The sequence below is a fragment of the Desulfobacter sp. genome (assembly GCF_050177295.1).
Genome location: NZ_JBFXHE010000003.1, coordinates 41,443 through 53,698, shown reverse-complemented (window position 1 = coordinate 53,698; position 12,256 = coordinate 41,443). Strand labels below are relative to the sequence as shown.

At 47.1% G+C, this 12,256-nt stretch carries 11 protein-coding genes; 3 read left to right on the top strand and 8 right to left on the bottom strand.

Annotated elements, in window-relative coordinates; all coding sequences use genetic code 11:
* From csm4 to AB7U36_RS00815, 8 genes are all read right to left on the bottom strand, one after another.
* Positions 1 to 365 (bottom strand): type III-A CRISPR-associated RAMP protein Csm4 (gene csm4, locus AB7U36_RS00850; RefSeq protein ID WP_428157908.1); only part of this gene is annotated, 365 nt, incomplete at its 3' end.
* Positions 362 to 1,156, bottom strand: coding sequence for a type III-A CRISPR-associated RAMP protein Csm3 (gene csm3 / locus AB7U36_RS00845; RefSeq protein WP_428157907.1), 795 nt, complete (start codon positions 1,154 to 1,156; stop codon positions 362 to 364). The genes csm4 and csm3, both read right to left, overlap by 4 nt.
* Before the next feature lie 11 nt (positions 1,157 to 1,167).
* Complete coding sequence (gene csm2, locus AB7U36_RS00840; RefSeq protein WP_428157906.1) at positions 1,168 to 1,554, bottom strand: type III-A CRISPR-associated protein Csm2; 387 nt, start codon at positions 1,552 to 1,554, stop codon at positions 1,168 to 1,170.
* A 15-nt stretch (positions 1,555 to 1,569) separates the two neighbouring features.
* On the bottom strand, positions 1,570 to 4,098 hold the full coding sequence (gene cas10 / locus AB7U36_RS00835) for a type III-A CRISPR-associated protein Cas10/Csm1 (RefSeq protein WP_428157905.1): 2,529 nt from the start codon (positions 4,096 to 4,098) through the stop codon (positions 1,570 to 1,572).
* 95 nt (positions 4,099 to 4,193) lie between these two features.
* Positions 4,194 to 5,552 carry a TIGR02221 family CRISPR-associated protein gene (gene csx2 / locus AB7U36_RS00830; protein WP_428157904.1) on the bottom strand — a complete coding sequence of 453 codons (1,359 nt, stop codon included), beginning with the start codon at positions 5,550 to 5,552 and terminating at the stop codon, positions 4,194 to 4,196.
* 14 nt (positions 5,553 to 5,566) lie between these two features.
* A complete protein-coding gene (gene csx20, locus AB7U36_RS00825) occupies positions 5,567 to 5,941 on the bottom strand; it encodes a CRISPR-associated protein Csx20 (RefSeq protein WP_428157903.1) in 375 nt (124 codons plus the stop codon).
* 38 nt (positions 5,942 to 5,979) lie between these two features.
* The gene (gene cas6, locus AB7U36_RS00820; protein ID WP_428157902.1) at positions 5,980 to 6,918 is read right to left on the bottom strand and encodes a CRISPR system precrRNA processing endoribonuclease RAMP protein Cas6; all 939 of its coding nucleotides are present in this window, start codon (positions 6,916 to 6,918) and stop codon (positions 5,980 to 5,982) included.
* Positions 6,919 to 7,680: 762 nt separating this feature from the next.
* Entirely contained in the window at positions 7,681 to 8,145 is a 465-nt protein-coding gene (locus AB7U36_RS00815; RefSeq protein ID WP_428157901.1) for a cytochrome c3 family protein, read from the bottom strand.
* A 343-nt stretch (positions 8,146 to 8,488) separates the two neighbouring features.
* Between AB7U36_RS00815 and AB7U36_RS00810 the strand changes: the two genes are divergently transcribed.
* The 3 genes from AB7U36_RS00810 to grpE are packed head-to-tail and all read left to right on the top strand — an operon-like array spanning position 8,489 to position 12,243.
* Entirely contained in the window at positions 8,489 to 11,191 is a 2,703-nt protein-coding gene (locus tag AB7U36_RS00810; protein ID WP_428157900.1) for a hypothetical protein, read from the top strand.
* Positions 11,192 to 11,234: 43 nt separating this feature from the next.
* Positions 11,235 to 11,552 (top strand): J domain-containing protein, encoded by a 318-nt coding sequence (locus AB7U36_RS00805; protein ID WP_428157899.1) that lies wholly within the window; start codon positions 11,235 to 11,237, stop codon positions 11,550 to 11,552.
* Positions 11,545 to 12,243 (top strand): nucleotide exchange factor GrpE, encoded by a 699-nt coding sequence (gene grpE, locus AB7U36_RS00800; RefSeq protein WP_428157898.1) that lies wholly within the window; start codon positions 11,545 to 11,547, stop codon positions 12,241 to 12,243. Before AB7U36_RS00805 ends, grpE begins: the two co-directional genes overlap by 8 nt.
* The last annotated feature ends 13 nt before the right edge of the window (positions 12,244 to 12,256 follow it).

Below are 12,256 nucleotides of genomic sequence, written 5' to 3'. Positions count from 1 at the left end.
TGCTTTTTTTTAAGCGTTTTTCTGAAAAGCGGTTCGGCAATGTATTTGACCTTGCGCAATTCTTTTACACTGGGCACGCCTTGAACCGCCTTCTGTTTTGCGGCGTCTTCAATAACAACATCAAACGCGCCTATCGGCAGAGGGAAAAACCGAACGTCATTCATGAACGGAAAACATGAAGAGATGGAAAACGGCGTTTGAGTACATAATTCTTCCGGGTTGTCGTCAAACAGAAGAAACCATTTCTGCAGCACCGCCCCCCATAGGGAATCAGAACGGAAAGCCTGTTCCACAGACTCCTGCCCGATGCCCTCAAGGCCGAAATGTACAGGATCCTGAAACTGTAAATGGTATGCAATCATCATACAGGCGCCTTTTCTTTATTTATAAACAGGGCAAACTGTTCCTGATATTCTGAGAGCTGCCGTTCCATCTGCCCCTGTTTGTAACTGTCTGCTGTCCGCTCGGTAACCGAGGTGACAATAAATTCAACCTGGCCGTATCCCCGGGTGCCCTGGCCGCCTATGTAGTCATCCTCCACCAGGGACAATGCCTGGCAGACAAGGTGAACAAACCGGTCCGCCCGGCTGTTTTCCCCGTTTGAACCGGCATCCACATTATAGAGGTCAAGAACAAGATCAAGTCCGAAACGGGCACCGGCAGGCACCCGTTCGAACTGCCGGGGATTGGCCTTTGACGTCAGCCGGTCAATGGCAACCTCGGTTTTTATTTCAGTGCAGTACATATCGGTATTTTCAGCTTCTGCCAGGGTCTGTTCGTTAAGAAGCCTGCTGTCTCTGACCGTCAGGCGCGTTGGGGCGTAATCCGGCTTTGTATCAGCCATGTCTGCAGGAAACCCGAATAACTGGACAGCATCTTCTTCCGGGTTTTGACACAACTTTCCTGTCCACTCACCCCTTTCCTGGGAAATCTGGACAAGGCCAAGACTTTTTTCCAGCAGGGAACGCATTTTCCCCTTTATAGATGAGCCGGGGATATAGGGTACATTGTCAACAGGATTGCGGATCACAACCTTGTCCGCGCCGCCGATGCCAAGCCCTAATGAAGAACCGCCCACATGCATACCGGTAAGCAGTTTGATTTCTCCCTGAATAAAAATTTTGCGATCCAGCTTCAAGGTATATGTTTCGCTCATTGTTTTTTTCCTTATTTGCCGCCAAAGGCGCGATGATAGGCCAGGACGGCCTCAAACAGTTTACAGAAATTAACAAAACGCTTGGGTTCGTTTTCTGGGCTGCCACCCTCAAACACAGCATCAATGCCGATGGTAATTTTATCTTTGAATAATCGAAGCCCTTCTACCCGGTCCTGCCTTCCGGCTGCATAGGCAAGGTAGGGCTTGAGCATCATGAAATCTGTTCTCTGCGTGGCATAGCCCTTTGCTTCTATGGACTTCAAACGGGTAAACACCTGCCTGATTTGAGATGTTGTTAATTTCTTTTCGTTAATTTCCCTTCCCAGCTGCTCGGCAGCATTCAATAACGCGGGTTGAGGACCCTGCTGCACCCATGAAACAATCTGTTCTTTTTCCATGTTAACTCCTTATCATTAACGTAGTTTCAATTCGCTCCAGCGTGTCAGAACGCCAAGAAGCTCAATTCCGGTAATTTCGGTTCCAACAACATTCCCGGTTATAAATTCCTTTATGGATTCAATATCATTTTTTATTTTTTCGCTTTTACTGTCTGAATACCGGGATAATGTGTATACCATTCTCCATCGCCACTTTTCAGCTTGTAATCGTTTGCGGATCTCTTCAAGGGGTATTTTTCCTTTTGATTGTTTCAATTCCCGGGCACTTTCCTGCCAGGAAAGTGCAATCGCTTTGAGCCGTTGTAAAAGCGGGTAATGTTCTTTCTGACTGACAATTGCCATAAGCTTTTCCTGCATGGCAGCAAGGGCTGAGAACTGTTTCCAGTGCATGGGCTGATCAAGAAAGGTAAAAGCGTTCTTTTGCCTTTTCTCCCTGGCCTGAATAAGAACCGTTGTGTGGGATTTTGCCTTTGCTTCAGCCTCACCTGCCATTTCCGCGCTTTTGTATATAGGGAAACTGCCTCCGCTAATCACCATACCGCCGGAAAGGCTAAAGGAAGTATTATGACATGAAAACTGGGAAAACTGCCTGTGAATCTCAAGGGCGACATCGGGCAGTGCGTCCCAGGCGCCAAGCAGAAACAGGTCATCCCCCCCGGAGTAGACCACAGTTACCCTTTCACTCCAGTCAGGATTGGCATTGATCATGGCAGGAAGCACAGCACCAAAGAACTGACTCAATTGCCAGCTCATAGTCGTGATTCTTCCCAGTGAATGGAAACGGGTAGAGTTCTGAATCAGGTCGTGCTCATAATTTTCAAGCCCTTCACTGAAAATACGTCCAAGATTATCCACATCCATACGCAGGATACCAAGCCGCTTGAAGTTCCCGGCACTGCGTTCAGCAATTTCATTAAAGGTTGTGTCAAAACGATGGGAAGAACCAATGGTAAAAGGGACACAATTAACTGGAATGCAGCCCTGGACGGATTGGGAGATCTGATGGTAATCCTCTGAATTGATCCCCATGAAAAGCAGATTTTTTCCATTGATTTTTTCGGGCATTTTTTTAAGGAGCCATAACCGTTTCCCGTATATTTGCATGACAGGTTTACCCTGTTCAGGAAGGCCCGCACCGTTTGAACCGATAGCAATCCAGTTTGCCGTGCCGAGCTGACGTCCTAATTCAGCCATCTCTTTGCAGCCTGTACATATTGTTTGTGCTTTGTCTTTCATGGTTTGGCGGCATACCTCGCAGGCACCCAGGTTTTCCTGGGACCGAACGGCAAATAACAGGTCATAGTCATCTGTCGCGGCCTTGCAGTAGCGCTGCCTGTCCTGATAGACCAGCCGTCGGGTCAGCCGGTCCCAAATCCGGTAAAGCGTTGTTCCGCTTTGTCTTGTCAGGTCATCGGCTGACAAAGCTTCGTATCCGGTCCGAAGATAGAGTGTCCCGTTATATTGCGCCAGTAACTCCATGTTTACGGCATGCTGCATATCTTCAACCGATTGAAGAATTTCGGGCAGATTGGGAAGCATCAGGTAAAACTTTCCGCCGCTGGCATAAAGGATGTTGGTCTGACTCAATGAAAACCGCTCAACAAATTTATTGGCAATAATTTCGGCGAGAAGCTGGATATAAAAAGATTTACCTTTTAACGTCCGGTAGGCACCCTTAGAAGAGATTTTGTAAATAAAATTCTGGATTCCGCTGATATCCCCGCAATACAAAAGAAATTTGAGAACAGAATGGTCCGTGATATTCTTTTCGCTGAGGCTGTCGCAGTGAGCATGATACCAGTACAGACAGCCTGCCAGAGCCGCAGTTACTTTTTGATGATCAAAAAGCGATACATCCGGAAGTTCTTCCCTTCTTGTTGATGCCGGCAGGCACCATTGAAATTCTTTGCAAACGGAAAGAACCACTGGAAGCTGGGCAAATAGATCCAGCCCGTTCCCGGGAGACGACTGTATTGCTTTCTTAAAATTATGCCAGTGCTCCACATAATCCCTTTCCACCTGATTATAGGTGTATTCATCTTTCGGCACAGGAAAAAATGAAGTGAATGTTGCGGCAGATGCTGAGATCGCAGCAGGGTTAATTTTATACCGAAAGTCTTCGGATTTGACCTGCTCCCCGAGAAGTTTAATACGCGACAGGATACTGAGCAAAGGGGTTTGTCGTTTACGTTCCCTGCCGCCGGTATCATAACCGGAAAGCTCATCACCCCCTGAACGCTCATGGCCTGAGGCAATCCGATCCGCCTGGGAAATAATCAGCTCATACATGTTTCTGGGTTTGTGATGCCTTGACGCCATATTCAGGACATTCACTTCTGTGCTGCCGGCAAATCCCCGCTCAAGCTGTCCTGCAGGAAAAAGAGACTTTAAAGCCGATTCTGTGTGATAGGCATGGGCATAACGGTAGTCTTGCGCTACCATATCTTTATCTCCCTGCTCAACAGCACCGGCTCTTTCTGAAAATTTACCAATATCATGCAATAAACCGGCAATGCTTATTGCCTGAAGCAGTTCTTCATCCATTGTCACTCCCTTTTTATTTTTCCTGTTTCCTGTTTTTGAATCCGTTTTTTTCCGGCTATCTTACCAAGTTCATAATTTGTTTGACCATTTTTCCCTCATTCAGGCTGGCGCGTTTTCCTTCTTTGAAAACAACTGCGGTCAGCCATCTTGCCGATGATTTCCTGTAATTGTTTTAAATATTGTTCCCCTTTTTGTTCGATTTCAGGGGATGCTGTTTTTTCCGAAGTCCAGGCATGGTCAAACCCGTTGCGGATTTTGACCATTTCATCAACAATTTCCCGAAGCTTTGGTTCAATGCCAGCCTGTTGAAGTTTCTTAAACCATGGCATCAGTTTCAGGCGGCTTTCTTCGGCAAATTCCGAAAACTTCCATTCATTTTCCGGAAACTGCATCATATTGACAAAAACCTCGGCAAACCGTTTTCTGTATTTACGGCCGTCGCCTGAACTCATATTTTTTTGGGCGTATTTACCGCCCACACCGGCCATACCAATGGCGCCGATAACTTCGCGCATCACCGTGAACGCCTGCATGAAAAGTCGATGTTCCATGAGTACCTCGATGATTTTAATCTGGGTTTCAAAATAGGGCTGGTCATACCGGCCGCTGGGGGGATAGTCCGTGGCCAGGGCGCAGAATTTTTCCCAGACCAGATCCAGCATGAGTTGGGCGGAACCGACGGCTTTTTTGCGGCTGTTTTCCACATACGCCAGGGCGGCATTGACCTTTTGGGAGACGTTGTTCACATCCACGTTTCGGATGCAGTCGGTCATCTCCTGGAAAGCGGCCACCAGGTTTTCATCGGCCAGGGGAGCCAGGGCATCCACCCGGGATTGTTTTGCCATTTCCCCCAGTTTTCTGGCGTCCGCGTCCTCGGTCAGGCGGGATACGGACTCGGCCCAGTCGTTGATGACGTAAAAGTCTTTCATGTCCACAATGGGGTGAGGATCCCCGTCCTGGCGATTCTGGTCGTACCAGGCATACAGCGCATGTTCCAGGGTGATGTTTTTGGCCCTTGTAAGAAAACCAATGGCGCTGGAAAAGATGATGGGAACCGCCCGCATGCCGTGGGTGAAATCCATGACGAGCCTGTCACCGAAACCCACATTGTCCAGCAGCTGCTCAAACCAGCCCCACTGGTTGTCAGCGGTCATATCCGTAGGTACCAGAGCCGGGGTAATGATTTCTGGTTCATGCTTAAGATGGTGTTTGAATTCATCTGTTAACAAGTTCAGATGCTTGTCATAAGATTCCCGGGTGCAGAACAGGACCACCCGGTCCACGGTAGAGCGTTGTGTTTCACACGCTTCCATTGCAGCAAGAATGGCGGTCTGGGCAAAACAGCAGGTAATGCTTTTCTGCGTTTTTTCCGGCCAGATATATTCAGCCTTGTCATATCCCGGCTTCTTGTCGAAACCGCCGATCCCTAAAAAACTTATAAAAACATGAGCCATATTTTTCTCCTATTTTATATGCCGTAAACCCTAAACATCCGGTGTTTAAAGAAATGGGTATTTTTCACGGTGCCGTCCGGCGCCATTTCCTCCCGGGCCTGCCTGACGGTAACGGAATAAACCGGTACAAGGCTGTTGTTCAATGCATGCTGGACCATGAGCCAGGTGGCGCCGAAATCCCCTTGGATTAAAACAACATCACTGGGACAGGATTCCTTTTCAAGCCATGTTCGAAAAGGTGTCAGCGTGTCAAAAAGGCATTTTCTGTCTGCGGGGATTTGTGACCAAAGTGCCTTCAACTGCGCCGGAAGCCCAACAAAGTGCAGTTGCCTTCCCCATATGTTTTGGGCATCAGCTTCCTGATCTTTGGAAAGTGAATGATTAAACATCAGGAACATTTTTTCAGGTTTTGTCTTTTTTGGGGCATTCATCCGTTCATTGTCTCCAGCGCAACCTTTCCCAGCCCGAACGCCGTGTTTTTCCCGGCATGAACGATTTCGGCCATGCGAAGAAACGGCAGGAACGGCCCAAGGTCGCCCTGATAGGCCGCTTGACCTAAAAGACCACCCATATACATTTTCTTATCCTGGCGGGAGGAGTACCGCTGCCAGTCAAACCAGGCCAGGCGGTTGTCTGTCAGACGCACCTGGCCTGCCTGTTTCACCAGGTCCGGGTAATCCAGATCCGGCTCGCCGTTTCCGTAAGTGTTGAACAATGCTGTACACCGGCGGATCAGGGAACGCATTAAAAGGTCAAAGGGCAGATCTGGACCCTGGCCGGTTTTCGTACTGATCCTGAACGGGGTTTGCAGTTTCAGTGTGACACGATCTGTGTTGCCGTTCGGGTCCGGATGCAGAGTCATCTCCGGTAAAAGATCAGGCAGCGTAACCCTGCCGTCCGCTTTTGAGTAAACCGCGTTATTACCAAAAGTGACGGATTCCAGCGTAAAACCGGCCCGGGTGCCGTTTTTGCCCTTGCCCAGGCCGATGCGGCCCATCTGGTCAAAGGCATAGATAAAGTAGGGCAGGTTCCGGTTCAGGTCCCCGAAAAGGACCATGCCGCATACCAGGGTGTCGCCGGCAGTAAACTCTCTTTTTTCGGTTAAAGGCGGTTCCAGGACCATGGGGTGCGGGGGATCGGAAACCTTTGCGTTTTCCGGGGCAGGCAGGGCATGGGCGGTTTCAAATACCAGAGCATAGGTGCAGTTTTGCCTTAAAATACAGGTGGCGCAGGTCTGGTTCTTAAGGGCACACACGGTGCGTTTCAAGGCATGGCCCAAAAGCCCTCTGAATGTGGACCCTTTGTACGCGGGCAGAACTGCGTTTCGGGTCAGTTTGATATGGAACAGGTATTTTCCGAATTTCATGGGTGTATATTCCCTTGGATGTTGTTTTTTCACCGTTTGCTTTATCTACGGAGCGGACTGGCGGTTTTTCAAAAAATCTGTCCGGAAAACATTTATATCATATGGTTGTCAAGCTTGTATTCTGATCTGTGGGAACATATTACCTCGGTCAAAAACATGATGAAAAATGAAGTTTGATTTTCATGGACTGACAGCGTAATATTGGGTCCAATACTTTCCGGTGCTGTTTTAATAATGAACGGACCCAAGACAGTATCAGATTAACTTTTAGACCTAAAATATGCAAGCCTATCACAACCGATTGTATTTGTTAAAATGTTTATAAGAAACTGGAGACAAGATACAGGAAACAAGAGGGCGAAGCGCTTGGGGCGCCCATTTTAGCCCGCATTGTTGGCGTCTTTAGTTTCATTGTTCGTCGTGGGCTCGCGGCCCATGTGGGTTATCAGAAAACCGGCGAGTGTGAAAATTTTCAACCTATTGAATTTAAACGTATTTCAAAGCACAACTGCAACTTTCAGGTTATAGGCAGTATTCATCCGGGAATTATGGTTTTTCATTATGAAATCAAAAAAAGTGATAGTGATGTTCGGAATAGTTTTTCTATCCTGCTGAATCTCGCTTTGATTCCCACAGTATTAAAAATGCGGAAATGACATACCTGGCAGTGTGAAACGCAAAAAGGGGAAGACCACCCGGCCTTCCCCTTTTTAAATATATGCCGCGTAAACGGGTAGTTAAGTTAACCGTCCGCCGGAATAATTACATCGCTTTATGGCAGTCGCCGCATTTTGTGCCGACGTTCAGACCTTTTTCCTTGTGGCAGCCAATGCAGTTTTCATGGATGGCTGATTCAAGGTGCATGATGTCAACAGGATTTTTCTTATATTTACCCTGGAAGGTTTTGTCGCCAGGTTGTGCATGGTTGTGGCACGATTCGCATTTTTGGACATCATCGCCTTCTTTAAGATCGGCAAGGGGGTTGCCGTCTTTGTCATGATGGCAGTCGCCGCAGGAAAGTTTGTAGTCTTCATGATGTTTTTTATGGGTGAATTCAACCAGTTTGCACGGTTTTTTTGCATCCGGACTTTTTTTGCGCGTTGCATCTAAAACTTGGCTTTTCATTGTAATGACGTCGTCTGCTTGGGTCCCTGCCTGAATTCCGGAGGCAGTGAAAAACACAGCAATTCCTGCAGCCAGCAGGAGGGCGAAAAATTTCTTGTTCATAACCTCTTTTCTCCTTGTAAAAGTTAAAACGATATTACTTTTTGTATCTTTATAATTCATTTCCGGTTTTTTTACACCCAAGCCCCGGATAAAGTCAAGACCAAACAAAATGCCGGACCCTGGCGTAATCCTTGTATTCAGGGCTAAATTTAAATGTTTAAACCGTAGTGAACAGCCTATTTAAAATTTTTGCCGGGAACTATTTCCATGGGAGAACCATGGTGGGGGGAAGAAAAATTACATTGAAATCAGGTCCTGTTTTTCATATAACCCCCAGAGTAAACTATAAGGTTGAATTTTAATCAGGGGAGCGGTCGTGATTAGGCCCGGCCAAGGTGTGTGAATGGCAAAAAGAAATAGAAACACCAGAAAAAAAATACAAGAAAAACAGCGGCACATTGCAAAATTGACGTTTGATGAGCTTTTGAAGCAAGGAGATAAGCACATCCTCGACAAAAAACCCCGGGATGCCATAAAGATGTATAAACTGGCCATTAAAAATTCAAATTCCGAAGACCAGGTTCAGGCGGGGCATCACAAGTTGTTTTTAGCCTATATGCTGAGGGTGAAGGAGCTTGCCGGTAAAAATATGCCGGTGGAAGCCGCATCTTTACGGAAACAGGCCATGGATTATCTGCCGGCTCCCGGCGGTGTTACGGATCTGCGTACCATCGCTTTTGTTATTGAACTGTGCGATATAGGGAAAGCCTTTGCCTACAGCGAACAATATATTTCCCGGCAAGGGACGGATCCCCTGGTGGGTGTTCTACTGGCCGACCGCCTGGTAACCTGCGGAGACTGGGATTTTTTGGATAAGAAAGAAGCGCCGTTTTTTATTTCCCGGGATGCCCCTGTTGTTAAAGCGTGCATTCCTTTGATGGATAAAGGCCAATGGCAGCAGGCATCTGACAAAATGAAGGCATTGCCGAGAAATTCCTGTTTTGCGCATATCCGAATGTTTTGCAGGGCCATGGCGCTGTTTGGACAGGGGGATGACAAAAATATGTACAAAGCCATTTCCCTGATCCCTGAAGCATCTGTATTCGCTGAAATTGCGGCCGTGCTTGGGACAACGGTTCAATCCGTGAAAGAAAACGCCTGTATCCAGGAAAATAAAACCCTTGCGGCATGCCTGTGGGAAGGGCCGTTGGACGCATGGGAGACGGCTGGAAAGATCCTTGAAAAGGAAGAAAAAAATCAGTTTGACAACACAATGCAACAACTGATCATTACCTTTTCAAAGCAAATTTTGCCGGATGACCCTGAATATGCCAGGCAATATCTTGTGGAGACATTGTGGCAGCCAGAATTTTCCAGTCAAAAGGCGTTCATGGCATTTGAAAAAGCCCTGCTGCCCCAAAAAGGTGCATTGTTGCAGACCAAGCGGAAAATTTTATCCATGGACACCCCCCTGGACAATGCAGCCCAATATCTTGACCATCTGGAAAAAACAGGTTCAGACGCCCAGACCCTTGCCATGGTGGAGTCTGCCATTTTTTTATATGTGTGCAGGGCTGCTGTTTCGCAAACTCCCCAGGATAAGTTGACGCGGTTAAGCGATAAAACCGCCGCACGATTCTGCCTTTCTCCCGGTGAGGGAATAGATAGTCTGTGGATGCAGTGTGCGGCCCGGGGAATCCAATGTGATCCCGGTAACCGAGCGCTTTATGAGCTGGTGGCCCAAAGGAACGTCAATGCCAGGGAACCCAAAAAGATCAAGGAGGAATTGCTGCTTTCCATGTGTGAGGCATTCCCAGATGATCCCTATCCCTGCATTGAACTGGCGTCGCTGTATCATGGTAAAAACGCCTTCAGGAAAGCTGAAAATATCCTTAAAAAAGCCATGGAACTTGCACCCTATGACAGCCGGGTTCAGGATATGCACATTCTCTCACTTGTCATTTCTGCAGATAAGAGCCTTAACAAAGGTAATTATCAGCGTGTCCGGCAGGATCTGGAAAAAGCACAGGACCTTGATACCGGTACCAATGCCCTTCTTTTACAGGAAAAAAAGTTATTTTATCAAATTTGTGAACAGCCTGAAATTCCTGAAAAAAACATTGGATTAAATCTGGATCAGTTCCCTTTATTCCAAAGACTTAAACTTGTTTCCATGCTTCGCATGGATGTTCAGGACAAACCTAAAAATAATTATTTAAAGGTGTTTCACAAAATTGACACCTTGTTTAAAAACGAACTTGGGCAGGTTTCACGCCTGACCTCGGAAGAGCTGCTGGCGCTTCTGACGCCTTTCCCTCGGGAGTGGCAACATGTCTTTGCAAGCCCTGTGGTTCACCTGGTGTTTTTGGCGGCCGAAAACAAGGTGATAGAGCAATTAAACGGTGATGATCTCATCAGGTTTATGGACCGGGTTCTTTCACCGGATAATTTTACCCTTTTTCAACGTGAACTGCTAAGACGAACCCGGAAAAGACAAAAAGAACCCAACCATGATTTGCTGCAATTTTACGCTGTTGCCCTGGAAGGTATCATGGATAATGACTGGGATGTGGATAGGCTCATGGATTTGGTAGAGGATGCAGAACCTGAAACCAAGAAAAAATTCAAGGCTGCCGGAGAGTGCCTTTCCCGCCATACTCATGGGCCCTACCGCTATGCGCTTCAGAATCTTGAATTTGAAATATTAGATGAGCTGTTCATCAATGATCCGTTTGATGACTATGATGATGACTACGATGATGATGAATTTAATCTGTTTGATTTTTTTCCAAGCGGCATGATGGATATTGAGATGCTCAACGATCCGTTCATTAAAAAAATTCTTTCGGAAGAGGCAACTCGTTTGAAGCGGGAAGACCCCAGGATGTTTCAAGAGGGATTTGAACAGTTGAAGACTGCGCTGGAATCAGTTATTGACGACGAGGGATTACGTGGTGCAACCACACCCGTGTTAAATAAATTTAAAAAGGATTTGATGAAAAAAAATAATGAATTTATTGGGTTGATTTTGGCGCTCAATCTTGTTTTTGGGAATGAGGGCAAAAAGGGGTTGTCCCGGGAAGCCAAAGCTATTTTTTTTCAATAAGGCACAAAATCAATCCTAAAAAAATTTATTTCAAGGAAGAAATATGCTGAAATCTTATCTTGTTCTGGGGCTATCCCTTAATGCAACCGACCTGGAAATCAGAAAAAAGTACCTTGAGCTGGTAAAGGCCCACAGCCCGGAAAAAAATCCTGAAATGTTTCAAAAGATAACAAGTGCCTATGAGTCCATCAAGGATGCAAGAAGCCGGGCTGCAACGCAGCTTTTTTCCGCGCTGAAAAATGTGGAATCCAGGCAGGCCATTGAAACCCTTGCCTCATCCGTTAAAATCACCCGGCGCACTCCCGGGCTGCAGGAGCTGTTAAATGCCGTCGGCAGGGGAGATGGAAAAATTGATGGATAAGATATCTGAAGACCCAACCCCGTTGTCAGAGCGCGATGGGATGCAGCCGTGGAAAACCAAGGTGCTTGATGATTTTAAAACCTGGCTTTCCCAGATGCCGGACCAAGAGCCCCCGGCCCTGTCCGTGACGCCGGATACCTGTGACCTCTATACCCTGCTTTCTGAATTTACGGCCTTAAAACAGGAAATTAAGATGCAAAACAGGGAGCAGCACCGGACGTTAAAAGCCTTGGGCCAGATCACGGCCATGACCGATGCCTATGGTGAGGTCATGGACCACTTTAATGAAAAGACAAGACAGATTGCCGCGTTAGAGCAGAATATTCGAATGGAGACCGAGAAAAGAACCGTATCATATTTTCTTGATATCCGGGACAGTCTGGTGCGGGGCAGGTCTGCCTGTCCGGCCCCTGTTTCCAAAAAGAGATTTTTCCGGAAATCACTGAAAAACATGGACAGTATTCGTGACGGATATGATATGGCTATACGGAAATTTGACGCATCACTTGCCTTGCTGGGCATTTATCCCCTGGCGTCCACGGGAGCCGTCTTTGACCCCATGGTCATGAACGCCCTGGAATCAAGGACCATGGCGGGGGTGGAAAAGGGAACGGTGGTGGAAACCGTATCCCAAGGCTTTAAAAGAGGCGATGAGGTTTTACGGTATGCCCAGGTGATTGTGGCCGCCTGAACTTTTTAGAAGA